Raw genomic sequence first — 15,728 nt, 5'->3', positions numbered from 1 at the left:
GGAGCTTTTCACGTGGACGATCGCTATTTAACAGTTACAGCTCTTACAAAATATATCAAGCGTAAATTTTCATCAGATCCTCATTTGAAGGAAGTATGGCTCCGCGGAGAAATTTCAAACTTCAAACATCATAGCAGGGGGCATATGTACCTTTCTTTAAAGGATGATAAAGCGAGAATACAGGCTGTGATGTTTGCGGGGAATAATCGATTTCTGAAGTTCACGCCAGAAAATGGGATTAATGTCCTCGTTAGAGGAGAAATCGGAGTGTATGAACCGATGGGCCAATATCAGTTATATATCCACGAAATGGAACCTGATGGAATAGGAGCATTGTATCTCGCTTTTGAACAATTGAAAGAAAAGCTTGAAAAAGAAGGACTGTTTGAGCCAGCCTTTAAAAAGAAGCTGCCTGTCTATCCGAAGCATATCGGCATTATCACCTCTCCTACAGGAGCCGCCATCCGGGATATTCTAACCACCATAAAGCGAAGATATCCGGTGGTGAAACGATCCGTATTGCCAGTGTTAGTGCAAGGAGAAAGAGCGAAAGATTCAATCGTCAAAGCTATTGAATATGCTAACCGTATAGGGGCATTCGATGTCTTGATTGTCGGCAGGGGCGGTGGATCGATTGAAGATTTATGGAGTTTTAATGAGGAAGCGGTTGCTCGTGCAATTGCAGAATCTCATATCCCTGTCATTTCAGCTGTAGGACATGAAACGGATTATACCATCAGTGATTTTGTAGCAGATATTCGTGCAGCTACGCCCACCGGTGCAGCGGAATTAGCGGTTCCATCACAAGTGGAGCTAAATCAAAGAATCATGGTATTGAATCAGCGTCTTCAGCGTGCTTTGTTAAATGAACACACGGCAGCATCGAAGCGTCTGGACCGCCTTAAACGATCTTATGCTTTTAAATACCCGGCACAACTGACACGTCAAAAAGAACAACAACTTGACCGGTTGATTGATTCATTGAACAAGCGTATGGAAGCACATCAAAAGCAAAAACTAGATACTTTAAAGCATATTAATACCAGGCTGCAACAGCATCACCCTGAACGACAAGTAAAACAAACGGAGGAACGGCTCGAACAATTGAGTCAGCGTTTAAACCGGGAAATAGGTATACAATTGAATGAAAAACAAAAACAGTTTAATAATTTACTGGAAAAAATGACCCTTTTGAATCCGCTGGAAATAATGAAAAGAGGGTATGCTATTCCTTTCAATGAAAACGGAAATGTAATCAGGGGAGTAGAATCGGTTCAGCCTGGAGAAGCCATCCAATTAAAACTTCAAAATGGAAGTTTGGACTGTCAGGTCTGGGGGATAGAGGAGGATGAACATGAGTGAAAACCATAAAGAGCTGAGCTTTGAAGAAGCGATTGAGCAACTGGAGTCTCTAGTAGAAAAACTTGAAGAAGGCGATGTCCCTTTGGAGAAGGCAATCAATTATTACCAAGAAGGAATGAAACTTTCGAAAACATGCAGTGAAAAATTGAATCGCGTGGAACAGCAAATGCAGCAGATCATGAATGAACATGGCGAATTCGAACCGTTTTCGGTGCAGGAGGAAGAATAGTGGATCAGTCACTTTCTTTATATTTAGAAAAACACCAGGCTCTCATCAATGATTATCTGGAAGATTATATTACCAATAAACCAATCCTGCCCAGCTTAAAAACCTCCATGCTATACTCTATCCGGGCCGGGGGTAAACGGCTGCGTCCTATTCTGATGATGGCTTCCTGTGAAGCCTTTGGCGGTAAGAAAAAGGATGTTCTCCCCGTAGCGGCGGCCCTGGAAATGATTCATACGTATTCTTTGATCCATGATGACCTGCCAGCTATGGATGATGATGATTTACGGCGGGGACAGCCGACCAATCACAAAAAGTTCGATGAAGCGACAGCTATCCTTGCCGGAGATGCTTTATTAACTTTAAGTTTCCAAGCGATCATGGAAGCGGAAGGTCTATCTGATAAACAGAAGGTACACCTGGTGAAAAAGCTTTCGATCGCAAGCGGTGCCCTTGGAATGGTGGCAGGTCAATTAATGGATATGGAAAGCGAGGGCAAAGAAATTCCACTGGAAAGCCTGGAAAAGATTCATCACTTGAAAACTGGAAGGCTGATCAGTTTCGCTTTAATGTCCGGGGCATACATTGGAGGGGCAAATGAAAGGCAGCTCCAATCGCTCGTAGAGACCGCTGACTTGTTAGGAATTATTTTTCAAATCCAGGATGATATCCTAGATGTTAGTGGTAACGCAGCTAAACTGGGTAAACCTGTGGGCAGCGATACTATTAATAACAAAAGTACTTATCCAGGTATACTTGGAATAGAAGGTTCCCTCAAAACTAAAAATATCTATGTGAATCGGGCAAAAAATTCGCTGAGAAAGGCTGAGGTGGGAAATACGATGCTGTTTACCTTGATTGATCACCTTAGCGACAGGGATCATTAATAGTATTGTTTAATTGAGGAAGTCTGACGTTTATGGTATATTATTAATTACATAAGGGATGGTGCAGTATTCTAGTCAGCCCTCCGTTCCTGAAGGCGGGCCTAAAAATCCGCCAAAGGGCATATCGATGAAGTTCCTTGTGTTGGCTTGAGGCGCCCAGCCTTGGGTCGATGCTGGGAGTTAAGGTAGTGGGGCGATCCACAAAGGCATGTGGGCGTTGACCCCGCTTCCGCGGAGGCCCATATCTGTGGTGGTTTCTTAGCCGGAAGCCACGATGGAATGGGGTATGAACCTGCTTTATATGGAGGAATTCTGTATGAGCAGCGTAGCCTGCCTTGAGTGGACTTGAGGGGATTATGGAATTAAAGATGCATAAAAATGGATGGCCACCATTTTATGCAGCCTTTTCGCCATATGAAATCAAGCCTGCAAAAGAGGCTAAGGAACGGTCGAAGGCTGTTGAGGAAATCTCCTAGACTGTTTGGCAAGACACACAATAGGAATTATAGTGCGGACTAAGTGGTAATCCAGTCCGACTTTCGGAGACGAAGTCGATCCGGGTTTAATGGGGAACCGCCAGAATGGTGACATTCGGTACCTGGATGGGAAAACCTACTGGACCTAAGCTGCAATTTTTACCTATTGGGTGACCATTCCTTTCCTTACATAAAATTATTACCAAACTGATAGAGGGTATAAATGGATAATCAATTAAAAAAATCATTAAGATTCAGTATAAGTATCGCCGTTATCACATTTGTGTTAGCGGCTATTTTTTCAGTGATTTCTTCTTCGGTGCTGAGCGGTGTATTCTGGTATATAGGGTTAGTTATCGTTTTCATTATAGTGCTGATTGGTGTTATATTTGATATGTTAGGAATTGCAGCAACTGCTGCCTCAGAACCGCCATTCCATGCAATGGCTGCAGAAAAAGTGCCGGGAGCCAAACAAGCTATTCTCATAGTCCGAAATGCCGACCGGTTCGCAAGCTTCTGTAATGACGTTATAGGGGATATTTCCGGTATCGTTAGTGGGACAGCCTCTGCTATTGTGGTTATCCAGCTGGCCAATTCCTTTGGGCATTCGGAAGGATCCACATTGCAAATAACTATTTCTGTTATCATGACTAGTATAGTTGCAGCACTGACTGTCGGCGGTAAAGCTATCGGCAAGTTTTTAGCTATTCACTCTTCTACGAAAATTATTTTTTTTGCGGCAAGAGTGATCGCATGGATTGAAAATAAATTGAAAATAAATATCGTATCGAAACCAGCCGAGGCTTCCAGAAAAACACGTTAATAAGATAGGAGGTCCATTTATGGATCTAAAAAAAATTCAAGATCCTTCGTTTGTCAGGGATCTATCCAACGAAGACTTGAAACAGCTAGCCTCAAACATCAGAACTTTTTTAATTGAAAACCTTTCAAAAACAGGCGGTCATCTTGGAGCCAACCTAGGCGTTGTGGAATTGACACTAGCACTTCACAAGGTTTACGAGAGTCCCAAAGACCGGTTTATTTTTGATGTTGGTCATCAATCCTACATTCACAAAATATTGACAGGCCGTGCAGGTCAGTTTGATACATTAAGGCAATATCAAGGATTATGCGGTTTCCCAAAACGGTGTGAAAGCGAGCACGACCTTTGGGAAACGGGTCATAGTTCCACCTCCCTCTCAGCAGCAATGGGAATGGCGATTGCCAGGGATGTAAGAGATGAAAAACATGCTATTCTGCCAATCATCGGGGACGGTGCATTAACGGGTGGAATGGCTCTTGAAGCATTGAATCATATTGGACATGAAAAAAAGAACATCACAGTGATTCTCAATGATAATGAAATGTCCATTGCCAAAAATGTCGGAGCGCTTCATAACGCTTTAGGACGAATGAGAAGTGCAGGGAAGTACAACCGGGCAAAAGATGACCTGGAATGGTTACTTAAAAAAATTCCTGCTGTCGGTGGAAGGCTTGCCCAGGCTGCCGAACGTCTTAAAGATAGTATGAAGTATTTTGTTGTGCCTGGTATGTTTTTCGAAGAACTTGGATTTACGTATTATGGTCCAGTGGATGGTCATGATTTTAACGATTTGTTAGAAAACCTTAATTATGCCAAGAAAACAGAAGGACCAGTAATCGTACATGTTATGACACAAAAGGGGAAAGGTTACCATCCGGCAGAGTCTGACCAAACAGACAAATGGCATGGGGTCGGGCCGTATAAAATCGATTCTGGAGAGAAAATCAAACCTGACGCCGCCCCGCCTGCATGGAGTTCTGTCATAACAGAAGCACTTCGTCGTGAGGCAAGAGGCGATGAACGTATAGTTGCTATTACACCAGCGATGATCCTGGGCTCTAAATTAGAAAAATTCGGTGAAGAATTTCCTGATCGCTTATTTGATGTTGGAATTGCAGAGCAGCATGCAACCACAGTCGCGGCAGGGTTGGCTACACAGGGTATGAAGCCGTTCCTGGCGATTTATTCTACTTTCTTACAACGTGCTTATGACCAGGTGGTGCACGATGTATGCCGGCAAAAACTCAATGTTGTATTCGGTATCGACCGGGCTGGACTTGTAGGAGCAGATGGCGAAACACATCAGGGTGTTTTCGATATAGCTTTTCTAAGAAGTCTGCCAAATATGACCTTAATGATGCCTAAGGATGAGAACGAAGCTCAGCATATGGTTCATACAGCAATGAAGCATGAAGACGGGCCAATTGGAATCCGTTACCCGAGAGGTAATGCGAAAGGCGTTCAGGTAGATCCGGAACATAAATTGATTGATATTGGGAGCTGGGAAGTACTCCAGGAAGGCTCAGATGCCGTCATTCTTACTTTCGGGACAACGATTGAACTGGCTTTAGAAGCAAGCGAAGAACTAAAAAAGCAAGGGATTTCAGTAAGGGTTGTAAATGCAAGGTTCATCAAGCCTTTGGATGAGGCAATGCTGCATGACATTATGCAGGCAGACCTGCCAATTCTTACAATCGAAGAGGCCGTGTTACAAGGTGGTTTCGGTTCAAGCATTCTTGAATTTGCTGAAGAAAACTTATATAGAAATCAAGTGATTAAACGTATGGGGATTCCTGATCGTTTCATTGAACATGGAAAAGTACCGGAATTACTGAAAGAAATTGACCTTACTAAAGAAGCTGCCGTTTCAAATTTAAAAGAAATGACACCAAGTAAACAAAAAAGGGCTTGAACATATGGCAAAGAAACTACGTCTGGATATATTACTCGTCGAAAGAGGCATAATAGAAACAAGAGAAAAAGCAAAACGAACCATAATGGCAGGGCTTGTGTATTCGGAAAATGCTCGCCTGGATAAGCCGGGGATGAAAGTGGAAGATGATATTCCATTACATGTAAAAGGAAAGCTGATCCCCTATGTCAGCCGTGGTGGATTGAAACTTGAAAAGGCTATTAAGCAGTTTGATTTAGATTTAAAAGATAAAATTATGATTGATATAGGTTCTTCTACAGGGGGGTTTACGGATTGTGCGCTGCAAAATGGTGTGAAGAACAGTTATGCCATTGATGTCGGATACAATCAGCTTGATTGGAAACTAAGAAACGACCCGCGTGTATATGTTATGGAACGCACCAATTTCCGTTATGTAACCCCAGAGGACTTAGAACACGGGCTTCCTGACTTTGCTTCTATTGATGTGTCCTTCATTTCACTTCGTTTAATTTTGCCAGTGTTGAAAGACCTGTTGAAAGATGAAAGTGATATCGTGGCATTGATAAAACCGCAATTTGAAGCCGGAAGAGAACAAGTAGGGAAAAAAGGGATTGTCCGCGATGCAAAGGTCCATGAAGAAGTGGTCAAGAGGATTCTTGATTTTGCTGAAGAGCAGGGTTACACGGTTGCGAACCTTTCATTCTCTCCTATTACAGGTGGAGACGGGAACATTGAGTTTTTAGCGCATTTTCGTTGGAAATCCAATAAGGAAGGTAATCGCAGCTCCGATGTCGAAATAAGTAATATTGTGAAAGAAGCACATGAGACACATCGGAAGCATGCGTAGTAATGGGGAGGGCTGCCTTGGTGTGTAGCCCTCCTTTTTTACGCCTTAAAAACCTTGAATTGGTTAAAAGATATAATGGATGCTAATTGCTATCAGGACTTGGTTTTCATCCAAGCTTGTCAAATATAGATTCGAGTGACTCAGATTGGAGGTAACTAACGTGAATAAAGGTCAACGACATATAAAAATACGTGAATTGATTACTAATAATGATATTGAAACACAGGATGAACTTGTCGATCGTTTAAAAAGTCTGGGATACAATGTTACACAGGCTACAGTTTCAAGGGATATTAAAGAATTGCACCTTGTCAAAGTACCAATGATCGATGGTCGCTATAAATACAGTCTTCCAGCAGACCAACGCTTCAATCCTTTAGAGAAACTTCGTCGTCTCATGATGGATGCTTTTGTGAGTATTGACCGGGCTGGTCATTTTATTATTTTAAAAACATTGCCTGGTAACGCCAACGCTGTCGGCGCTTTGATTGATAATCTGGACTGGGAAGAAATCATGGGAACGATATGTGGGGATGATACTTGCTTGATTATCTGCAGAAGTGAAGAACAGACCCGGTTGATTTCTGATCAATTATTAGAAATGCTGTAAGTAGAAGAAACCATAACCTGGACATTCTTAAATATCTTTGAAATGGGGAAACTGAGGTGGCTCTACAATGTTAATGGAACTTTCAATTCGTGATTTTGCAATCATTGATCAAATTTCTGTGAATTTCAGGGATGGATTGACTGTATTGACGGGAGAAACCGGTGCAGGTAAGTCGATTATCATCGATGCGATTCAGTTACTGGCTGGTGGTCGTGGTTCGGTGGAGTTTGTACGGCATGGCAGTAAGAAGGCTGAGATTGAAGGTTTATTTTCAATTGAAGGGTACCATCCTGTCTATGATAAAGGTGAAGATTTCGGGGTAGAAATCGAAGAAGATGGCATGGTGGTACTGCACCGCACCATTACTTCTCAGGGAAAGAGCATTTGCCGCATCAATGGAAAACTGGTTACGTTAGCTATACTTCGTGAATTCGGTAAAACGCTGATTGACATTCACAGTCAGCATGAAACACAATCTTTGATGGACGCGGAGCGACACATCGAACTCCTCGATTTGTACGCCCATAAAGAAATTAGTCCTGCAAAACAAGAATATAGGAAGTTGTATGATAAATTTCAAAGCTTGCAGAGGCGATACAGAGAGTTAAATGACAATGAACAGGAAATGGCGCAACGGCTTGATTTATTAGAATTCCAATGGAATGAACTTCAAGCTGCAGAGCTACAGCCAAATGAGGATATTTTACTGACAGAAGAACGTAACCGGCTGGTCAATTATGAAAAAATATACGCAGGCATTCATGGAGCGTACCAGGCTCTTTATGGGGAACAAAAAGGCTTGGACTGGGTGTCTCATGCTCTTAACGCGTTGGAGGGCGCCCAGGATTATGATGAACAGATAAAAAAAATGACCGAAGAAATGTCTAATCATTATTATTTAATGGAAGAAATGACATTCCAGCTCAGTTCTCAGCTTGAACAATTGGAATTTGATCCAGAACGGCTCGATGTCATCGAAAGTCGCTTGAATGAAATTAATCGCTTAAAGAAAAAATATGGAGAAAGCGTTGAGGAGATTCTCGAATACAGTTCCCGCATAGAAGAAGAGATGGGTGAAATTAAGAACAAGGACTCTCATTTGACCAAACTGGAAAGCGATATTAAAGATGTTGGCCAGGATGCAGCGTTAGAAGCTAAGCATCTTCAGGATATCAGGATGAAAGCATCAAAAGAACTTGCTATTGCTATCCAGCAGGAATTAAAAGGGCTTTATCTTGATAAGGCTGCTTTCGCTGTTGATATTCAAACGAAGAAAGGCCAGCAGGAAGATCCTCTTTTTGAGGGGAAGAATGTCAAACTACTGCCTAATGGGTTTGATATAGTGAAATTTTTAATTACCACCAATCCTGGTGAACCATTGAAGGAGATCCATAAAGTAGCCTCAGGCGGGGAGTTATCACGGGTAATGCTGGCATTAAAGAAAATATTCTCCAAACATCAGGGCGTGACTAGTGTCATTTTTGATGAAGTTGATACAGGAGTCAGCGGCAGGGTTGCTCAAGCGATAGCGGAAAAAATATATGGAATCGCTGAAGGTTCCCAGGTGCTTTGTATATCTCATCTTCCTCAAGTGGCGTCCATGGCTGATACACATTTACAAATTGAAAAGCATGTTACTGGAGAACGTACTGCCACATCTGTCCATGAACTGGAGGAAAAGGAAAAAGTGGAGGAAATCAGCAGAATGATTACTGGCGCTGAACTAACTGAAACTACAAAAGAACATGCCAAAGAATTATTGGAATTAGCAGCCAGATATAAGGTGGGAGATCACTCAACAACACACTGAATCCAGTGTAATGTTGTCCTTTATTATGGGAGGATTTAAACTTTTTATCCATTGATTAGCAACAGATTTGTTTCAGGAATAGTTCCCTCTTTTTTCTGAGGTTGTGTGTGTTTAAAATGCTCCTCCTTAGACCACATTAAAAGTAAACCATTCGATTGCGATGGTGTGGGTTAGAGGCGAGGAGTTGGAACATTTGAAATATAAGCAACAGATGAGAAAAGCAGCTGGATTAATCCTTTTGCTCACCATGATTGTATTACCGTTTCTAAGCCCTGTACAACAATATTTATCCATTCCCACAGAATGGACCACCTTTCAAGAACAAGGCATCTCCAGTGTGCCAGCTATAAAAGAAATCGATGAGGCTGAAGGTTCTTCGCTTCACTCTCTTCAATCAAGTGATGAGATCACTTCGTCCGACGAATTTTTCTACAATGTTGCAGGATTCCCCTTGAAAAAGATCAATGTGGACTATCTTGATGACTTCAAAGTTATACCTGGAGGACAATCGATTGGTGTTAAACTGCATACTAAAGGAGTGTTAGTTGTAGGGCACCATCAAGTCAAGACAGACTCTGAACAGGTATCGCCAGGAGAAAAAGCAGGAATACAAGTCGGCGACATTTTATTGAAGGTCAACGGTGAAGAGTTAGAAGAAATGGCTGACATGGCTCCATTAGTAAAAACAGCAGGTGAAGATGATAAAGACCTGAAATTGACCGTGAAACGTGGGGAGGAAGTGTTTGATACCAATCTTACACCCACTTACGACGTAAAAGACCAGAAATATCGTATTGGTCTTTATATCCGCGATTCAGCAGCAGGAATTGGAACCATGACATTTTATGACCCTGCTTCTAAAAAATATGGAGCACTAGGACACGTCATTTCCGATATGGATACGCAAAAGCCTATCGAAATTCATGATGGTACCATTGTAAGATCTAATGTTACTTCCATTCAAAAAGGGAGTGAAGGTGTACCAGGTGAAAAAAGGGCAGAGTTTTCCGCTGAGAGAAATCGTATCGGAGAAATCACCAAAAACAGCCCATTTGGTATATTTGGTAAATTGGATGATAGCATAACTAACGGTGTCAATGATCAGCCTCTTCCGATTGCATTGTCACATGAAGTAAAGGAAGGCCCTGCTAAGATTTTGACAGTCGTTAAAGGTGAAGAAGTACAGGAGTTCGATGTGGAGGTAGTTAGTACAGTTCCACAAAAGCAACCTGCTACAAAAGGGATGGTTGTTAAAATAACTGACCCGGAATTACTGAAGGAAACAGGTGGGATCGTTCAGGGGATGAGTGGAAGCCCAATTATACAAAATGGAAAAATTATAGGGGCAGTTACGCATGTATTTGTCAATGACCCGACATCAGGTTATGGTGTCCATATTGAATGGATGCTGCAAGAAGCAGGTATAGATATTTATAAAGATCAAGCCAGTTAAAGCCGTAGTTACTACGGCTTTTTTATATTAAGCAACTGGGTCATTGCATAAAAACATATTCCTCTTTTGGAAAATTTATGTTATTATGTTAACAGTAAAGATTTTTCGACAAAACCAGGATTCACTTATGCACTAATTGTAGAATATAATCGAAAACTAAAGAAAATAAGAGTAAATGGAAGCATTTTAAAAATAAATAAATTTTTCTCACTAAATTAAAAGGATTATCTGCACGATTGTCGAATACATTACTTGGAAGCACAGGCGGAAATTACAAGGAGGAATTAAGTAAAATGGAAAAAATCAAAATTGGTTTGGCAGACGATAATCGTGAGTTGATCAAGTTGCTGGAGGACTATTTTGAAGACATTAAGGATGTTGAAGTAGTCGGCACTTCATATAATGGAAAAGAATGTCTTGAGATGCTGAAAGAAACGACGCCTGATGTACTGGTACTGGATATTATTATGCCGCATATGGATGGACTAGCTGTTTTGAGCCAAATGAAGCAGTTGGAATTAAAGAAAAAACCTAGTGTAATCATGCTCACTGCTTTTGGTCAAGAAGAAGTAACGAAAAAAGCGGTGGATTTAGGCGCCTCATATTTCATGCTGAAGCCATTTGACCTTGATTCCCTGACGGATCAGATCCGTCAGATCCATGGTTCTAATGATCCAATCAGTAAAGCAATTGGAACAAGCGCTAAAGCTGGCCAGAAGCCTGACCTTAATACAAGCATTACTCATATTATCCATGAGATTGGAGTACCTGCTCATATTAAAGGCTACATGTATTTACGTGAAGCAATCTCAATGGTGTATAATGATATCGAACTGTTGGGATCGATCACTAAAGTATTGTATCCGGACATCGCAAAAAAATATCAGACAACTGCATCCCGGGTAGAACGTGCCATTCGCCATGCCATTGAAGTAGCATGGAACAGAGGTAATGTGGAATCTATTTCTTCTTTATTTGGTTATACCATTTCAAATACTAAAGCAAAACCTACGAACTCCGAATTCATTGCGATGGTAGCCGACCGCCTGCGTCTGGAACATAAAGCGTCATGACGCGGTTTTAAGCCGACAACTGACGCAAATAAGGCGATAAACTTGTCCGCAAACCCAAAAAACGTATATACGTAAGCCAATTTACGCCCTTCTTTATCGGCTAGTCCGGTAAGGGAGGGCTTTTTTCGTGCGCAAATTTTTAATCGAGGTCGATCGTTATATGATGGACTGTAACTCGCGGGGGCTATCCGTGAAGACATTGCGCAGCTATGAGCAAACACTGCGGCTATTTGAGCGTTATCTGTACGAGCAGTACGGCGTCGAGGATCCGGCAAAGGTTAAGACGGAACACATACGTAATTATTTTAGCTACGTAAGAGAGCGGGGCAAGTACGGGGCGCTGGCGGATGATTACACGGCTAAGACGAATAACCCGCACAACAGGCCTGACTACGGCAAACAAGTCAGCGAAACGACGTTGGCTAATTATCAGCGAAATATCAACGCCTTTTTTAACTACTTGTACAACGATAAGGCTATACGTAAAAACCCGTGCGAAGGCATCGAGAAGATTAAGCCGCAACGCAAGGTAAAGCAGTTACTTAGCGAAAATGAGCTGCACCTGTTTTTCCGTTCGTTCGACGTGTCTAAGTTTCACGAATACCGCAATTGGGTCATCGCACGGTTAATACTCGATACAGGCGCCAGGATAGGCGAATTATTGGAAGTAATGCCGGCCGATATTGACATACGCAATGGGGCGATGCTGCTACGTAAAACAAAGTCCAAGCACGATAGGTACGTCTATTACTCGCAGAAGATGGGGCGGAGTTTAAAGTCGTGGTTAGAATATCGCGACAGGTACACCGACAGCCCCTACGTTTTCCCGTCCATTCGTGGCAATAAGATGGACATACGGAACATAGAGAGCGCCTTTAAGAAGCACGGCCGGCTAGTTGGCATAAACGTACAGCCGCACCAGCTACGAAACAATTTTGCGAAATATTACCTGCTAAATGGCGGCGACTGGCTGACGTTAAGCCGTATACTCGGACATTCGTCGGTTGAGGTAACGCAACAGGCATACCTTGATTTTACCGATCAGGAAGTAGGCCGGAAATACCAGCGACATTCGCCGTTAAGCAATCTAAATATATAAACAAAAAAAAAGAAGGGCACCGCAAAGGGCACCCAACCAACCATAGTTTAAAAATAACACAAATACGTATTTTCGGCAAGTCTAATCATTAAACCGAACGTATGTTTGTGTTGGCCTTTTGTCGTGCCTCAATCGGGAGGCAATCGAAATGTATCTAACGACAGACCTAACGGAGCTAAGAGAGTACGCAACCTTTACGAAACAGTCCGACATGGACGCAACTATCTACGAATACATAGACCGACTACGTGCCGACGAGCGCCCGGCCAGCGTAATCGAGGTGCTACGTTTCTTTGGACGGTCAAGTCTTCGTGTAATCGGAGTTTCATTCGCAAAGTACGATACAATAGCGAAAGACATAGGATACAGTCGTCGTACAGTGATCCGTGCCGTTAAAACCCTCGAGTCATATGGTTTCATCGATAAGGTACCAACGTTGAAGAAGTGGAGTAGATATGGAAAAAGTCGTAAGAAGTCCGTTAATGTAATTCGTATCCTAGCGGAAGCACTAGCACCCGCGGCACCTCACGACGACACCGCAGAGGCAACCGTTGAACCTAACGAGGACAAGGTATCGACGGTAAACGACAGCCCCGAACCATCTGAATTTAAACATAACCTTAAAAGCACAGTAGATACGAAAGAACCGATAGCGACAACTATTTCTTTAAAGCACTCGTTACCGCAAGAGTTATATAACGTAATGGCACCGTTCTTTAACGTTAAGGAGTTGTATCGTGTGATAGGCGTTCTTTACCGTGCAAAAGCAACCGTTGACCGAACGATTAAGGCGGAAGACCATAACGAGTACATAGAGGCATTTTATGCGGTAATACGAAGATATAAAGCGGGAAAAGTACGTGACCTCTACGGTTACCTCTACGCTACCTGGGCGAAGTGTAGCCGAGCGATTAAGCTACGAGAGTTTGTGGAAATTTACGGTTGACAAAAACGAATCACCTCGTTCTAAACACAATATCTGGTGTGTTTTTTATTAAAAGAACACAATATATTGATTAAGATTCTTTTTATGTGGTATCTTTAGTTTAGAATAAAAAATGGAAAAATAAGACGCTGAAATATACGGATCAGCGACGGGGAGGTAACTGAATGGAAGTAAACATTTTCTTCGAAATAGGTGGCGCTAGTTTCGTAGCCATGTCCGTACTTTCCGTGCTTTATCTTAAACATAAAAATAACCCCGACGAGTAGCCGAGGTTAAAACGGGAAATTTACGAGAGACCGTTAGCTCTCACCCTGACGGTTTCTCATTTATACATACTATACCACCGTCGGCCTGGAGTGTAAACATCGAGTGTGTTACATCCGATAAAACCGACTGGAATACTCGGATATACGTACATAAGAAGGTACTGGGCATGAAACGGATATAAGGACGGAAATAGGCCGTGTCTGACCGTAACAAATTCTCGTAATGTTGGCGGGTTATGTCCGTAGGAAAGCCAGGCCAGCCGTTCACGACGGACGCCCCTCGAAAATCCTCAGCCGACCCCGCAGCCGGCCAGTCTTCGCCGTACTGTCGTATGACCCCCGATCACCCCGCCACTTTATGCAATGTTAACCGATATGCCGACGAGGTTAACGACGGATAAACCCCGTCAAATCAACGTGTATAAAAACGTGTATAATCGATAATTTTTCGCACTTCACGAATGGCTTAACCGCGCGGGTTCGCGGATACCCCCAAGTACCGCAAATCAGCATTATGTAAACTAGTTTTCGTATGTTTATACGCGAAATGTATACGCAGGGGCTGGCGGCCATGCGCGGGCTGGCGTGCGGAAATAGCCCCCCGGGCATATACGCGGAAAACTGCTGCCGGGGCTCGGGACGTTTCTTACAAGAAAAATAACTTTGACTTTATCGGACTAAAGCGGCAAGCCATGTGCGCCATAAAAACGGAATCCCATACGCGCAAGCCATTCCGAAAAATTTTTCCGCAAAATTTCAGGACCTGCGGTTTGTGCCCGCAAGGTCAGCCCCGCCTACGCGTCTTCTTCGTTGTCGACCAACGTAATCAACTCGTTTATATCCGTAATATTCAACGCGGTCGCTATCCGTTCTATATGATCGATGGATATTCGACTTACATAGCCCCGTGCTAATTGCGATATGGCCGCCTGCCTAACGCCTGCCTCCTCGGATAACTCACGCTGAGTAAGGCCGCGCTCCTTCATTAAATGGTCGAGTTTAATACGTAGTTTCATTATATGATCCCCTGCTTTCAGTATTTATTTGTATCGTACACTTTTTTCAATAAATTCGCAATTACGTATTGACGTATTATACGTAAAAGCGTATAGTAGTATACAAGTTAGATACGTAAACGCGTATCAGCGAATAAACGTATAAAGGGGAGCAATTCAAATGTGTAACGTAATGTGGGTAAGCCGCGACAATGAGATTAGTTATACGGGCAAGGTCCAGGAGCTAATAACGGAATACAAACGCGTTAACAAGGGTGATTGCGAAAAGGCTGCGGCGCTGGAGCAGGCAATTGTACGCCAGTACCTAGCTGCATACGGTCTGCCGGACTGGCTGGAGGACATTGTCGTAAACAGCCTCGAAGACCAGGCGCACGTTGATCGTATTATATTCGAGTTGCAAGGGGAGGTGAGCGCATGATTGTAACCGCGGAAAATTACTACGAACAGCTAAAGGATTTCTACGAAGATATCACGGTTAAATTTAAAGCGTTAAATGCGATGCAAAGCCGCCTTGATAAAGAGGTATCGGCCACTTATCACGAAATCGAAAAAGCTCCGTTAGATAGGGCGGACAGTTATGACTTTATCGTACGGTTAAAAGATACGTTGCAAAAACGGCGGGCAGTCAAGGACGAACTTGTTAAGCTCCAGCCTATGTACGATCTACTTCGCCACAACTTCGGCCAGCTTACCGATGAATATTTACGGCGCTGCCAGAAATCTTCGGAAGTAAGGTCGGCTATGAATTCAACGCTACCTATAGAGGAGGTGTTAGGGCGGTGACTGATCGTAGGGTTTCCTATTACACGCGTAAGGTAGCCGAATATGGCGACAGGTCACACGTTAGCTACGGTAAGCCGCGCAGGTATGAACGTCTACTTGCGTATAAGCGCGCAATGGCGGGTGAGCGCTATGTATGACCGCGTAGACATGGCGATGG

General features: G+C 42.9%; 16 protein-coding genes. 15 read left to right on the top strand and 1 reads right to left on the bottom strand.

Translation table 11 applies throughout. From position 1 onward, the window contains the following. Positions 1-12: 12 nt before the first annotated feature. The 12 genes from xseA (at position 13) to B9Y67_RS18350 (ending at position 13,506) form a co-directional block, all read left to right on the top strand. Complete coding sequence (gene xseA, locus B9Y67_RS18405) at positions 13-1,362, top strand: exodeoxyribonuclease VII large subunit (protein ID WP_085508825.1); 1,350 nt, start codon at positions 13-15, stop codon at positions 1,360-1,362. Further along, positions 1,355-1,591 carry an exodeoxyribonuclease VII small subunit gene (locus B9Y67_RS18400; protein ID WP_085508824.1) on the top strand — a complete coding sequence of 79 codons (237 nt, stop codon included), beginning with the start codon at positions 1,355-1,357 and terminating at the stop codon, positions 1,589-1,591. Before xseA ends, B9Y67_RS18400 begins: the two co-directional genes overlap by 8 nt. Beyond that, positions 1,591-2,475, top strand: coding sequence for a polyprenyl synthetase family protein (locus tag B9Y67_RS18395; protein ID WP_085508823.1), 885 nt, complete (start codon positions 1,591-1,593; stop codon positions 2,473-2,475). The genes B9Y67_RS18400 and B9Y67_RS18395 overlap by 1 nt, the downstream gene beginning before the upstream one ends. A 699-nt stretch (positions 2,476-3,174) precedes the next feature. Then, positions 3,175-3,774, top strand: coding sequence for a hypothetical protein (locus B9Y67_RS18390; RefSeq protein ID WP_085508822.1), 600 nt, complete (start codon positions 3,175-3,177; stop codon positions 3,772-3,774). A 19-nt stretch (positions 3,775-3,793) separates the two neighbouring features. Next, entirely contained in the window at positions 3,794-5,686 is a 1,893-nt protein-coding gene (gene dxs, locus B9Y67_RS18385) for a 1-deoxy-D-xylulose-5-phosphate synthase (protein WP_085508821.1), read from the top strand. Positions 5,687-5,690: 4 nt separating this feature from the next. Then, on the top strand, positions 5,691-6,515 hold the full coding sequence (locus B9Y67_RS18380) for a TlyA family RNA methyltransferase (protein ID WP_085508820.1): 825 nt from the start codon (positions 5,691-5,693) through the stop codon (positions 6,513-6,515). A 160-nt stretch (positions 6,516-6,675) separates the two neighbouring features. After that, complete coding sequence (gene ahrC, locus B9Y67_RS18375) at positions 6,676-7,125, top strand: transcriptional regulator AhrC/ArgR (RefSeq protein ID WP_062447998.1); 450 nt, start codon at positions 6,676-6,678, stop codon at positions 7,123-7,125. Between the two features lie 67 nt (positions 7,126-7,192). After that, positions 7,193-8,935 carry a DNA repair protein RecN gene (gene recN / locus B9Y67_RS18370; protein ID WP_085508819.1) on the top strand — a complete coding sequence of 581 codons (1,743 nt, stop codon included), beginning with the start codon at positions 7,193-7,195 and terminating at the stop codon, positions 8,933-8,935. Between the two features lie 160 nt (positions 8,936-9,095). Continuing rightward, positions 9,096-10,388, top strand: coding sequence for a SpoIVB peptidase (gene spoIVB, locus B9Y67_RS18365; RefSeq protein WP_394460383.1), 1,293 nt, complete (start codon positions 9,096-9,098; stop codon positions 10,386-10,388). Positions 10,389-10,681: 293 nt separating this feature from the next. Continuing rightward, positions 10,682-11,461 carry a sporulation transcription factor Spo0A gene (gene spo0A / locus B9Y67_RS18360; protein WP_085508818.1) on the top strand — a complete coding sequence of 260 codons (780 nt, stop codon included), beginning with the start codon at positions 10,682-10,684 and terminating at the stop codon, positions 11,459-11,461. 127 nt (positions 11,462-11,588) lie between these two features. Next, a complete protein-coding gene (locus B9Y67_RS18355) occupies positions 11,589-12,560 on the top strand; it encodes a tyrosine-type recombinase/integrase (RefSeq protein WP_139823851.1) in 972 nt (323 codons plus the stop codon). A gap of 148 nt (positions 12,561-12,708) precedes the next feature. Then, positions 12,709-13,506, top strand: coding sequence for a helix-turn-helix domain-containing protein (locus B9Y67_RS18350; protein WP_085508817.1), 798 nt, complete (start codon positions 12,709-12,711; stop codon positions 13,504-13,506). A 1,060-nt stretch (positions 13,507-14,566) separates the two neighbouring features. Here the strand turns inward: B9Y67_RS18350 and B9Y67_RS18345 are convergent. Next, positions 14,567-14,788 (bottom strand): helix-turn-helix domain-containing protein, encoded by a 222-nt coding sequence (locus B9Y67_RS18345; protein ID WP_085508816.1) that lies wholly within the window; start codon positions 14,786-14,788, stop codon positions 14,567-14,569. Between the two features lie 160 nt (positions 14,789-14,948). On the opposite strand from B9Y67_RS18345, the gene B9Y67_RS18340 reads away from it, so the two are divergent. The 3 genes from B9Y67_RS18340 to B9Y67_RS20810 are packed head-to-tail and all read left to right on the top strand — an operon-like array spanning position 14,949 to position 15,708. Beyond that, complete coding sequence (locus tag B9Y67_RS18340; protein WP_085508815.1) at positions 14,949-15,206, top strand: hypothetical protein; 258 nt, start codon at positions 14,949-14,951, stop codon at positions 15,204-15,206. Beyond that, positions 15,203-15,571, top strand: coding sequence for a hypothetical protein (locus tag B9Y67_RS18335; protein ID WP_085508814.1), 369 nt, complete (start codon positions 15,203-15,205; stop codon positions 15,569-15,571). The genes B9Y67_RS18340 and B9Y67_RS18335 overlap by 4 nt, the downstream gene beginning before the upstream one ends. After that, on the top strand, positions 15,568-15,708 hold the full coding sequence (locus B9Y67_RS20810) for a hypothetical protein (RefSeq protein ID WP_176224051.1): 141 nt from the start codon (positions 15,568-15,570) through the stop codon (positions 15,706-15,708). The genes B9Y67_RS18335 and B9Y67_RS20810 overlap by 4 nt, the downstream gene beginning before the upstream one ends. The last annotated feature ends 20 nt before the right edge of the window (positions 15,709-15,728 follow it).

Origin of the sequence: Thalassobacillus devorans (assembly GCF_900176565.1) — a bacterium.
GTDB lineage: Bacteria > Bacillota > Bacilli > Bacillales > Halobacillaceae > Thalassobacillus > Thalassobacillus devorans_A.
This window is presented reverse-complemented; position numbering and strand designations above follow the sequence as displayed.

What these genes read in the sequence shown, in the direction of transcription:
- B9Y67_RS18400 (WP_085508824.1), top strand. Translation starts at nt 1,355, where the DNA reads ATGAGTGAAAACCATAAAGAGCTGAGCTTTGAAGAAGCGATTGAGCAA.
- B9Y67_RS18350 (WP_085508817.1), top strand. Translation starts at nt 12,709, where the DNA reads ATGTATCTAACGACAGACCTAACGGAGCTAAGAGAGTACGCAACCTTT.
- B9Y67_RS18340 (WP_085508815.1), top strand. Translation starts at nt 14,949, where the DNA reads ATGTGTAACGTAATGTGGGTAAGCCGCGACAATGAGATTAGTTATACG.
- spo0A (WP_085508818.1), top strand. Translation starts at nt 10,682, where the DNA reads ATGGAAAAAATCAAAATTGGTTTGGCAGACGATAATCGTGAGTTGATC.
- B9Y67_RS18335 (WP_085508814.1), top strand. Translation starts at nt 15,203, where the DNA reads ATGATTGTAACCGCGGAAAATTACTACGAACAGCTAAAGGATTTCTAC.
- B9Y67_RS18390 (WP_085508822.1), top strand. Translation starts at nt 3,175, where the DNA reads ATGGATAATCAATTAAAAAAATCATTAAGATTCAGTATAAGTATCGCC.
- recN (WP_085508819.1), top strand. Translation starts at nt 7,193, where the DNA reads ATGTTAATGGAACTTTCAATTCGTGATTTTGCAATCATTGATCAAATT.
- spoIVB (WP_394460383.1), top strand. Translation starts at nt 9,096, where the DNA reads ATGGTGTGGGTTAGAGGCGAGGAGTTGGAACATTTGAAATATAAGCAA.
- B9Y67_RS18380 (WP_085508820.1), top strand. Translation starts at nt 5,691, where the DNA reads ATGGCAAAGAAACTACGTCTGGATATATTACTCGTCGAAAGAGGCATA.
- B9Y67_RS18345 (WP_085508816.1), bottom strand. Translation starts at nt 14,788, where the DNA reads ATGAAACTACGTATTAAACTCGACCATTTAATGAAGGAGCGCGGCCTT.
- dxs (WP_085508821.1), top strand. Translation starts at nt 3,794, where the DNA reads ATGGATCTAAAAAAAATTCAAGATCCTTCGTTTGTCAGGGATCTATCC.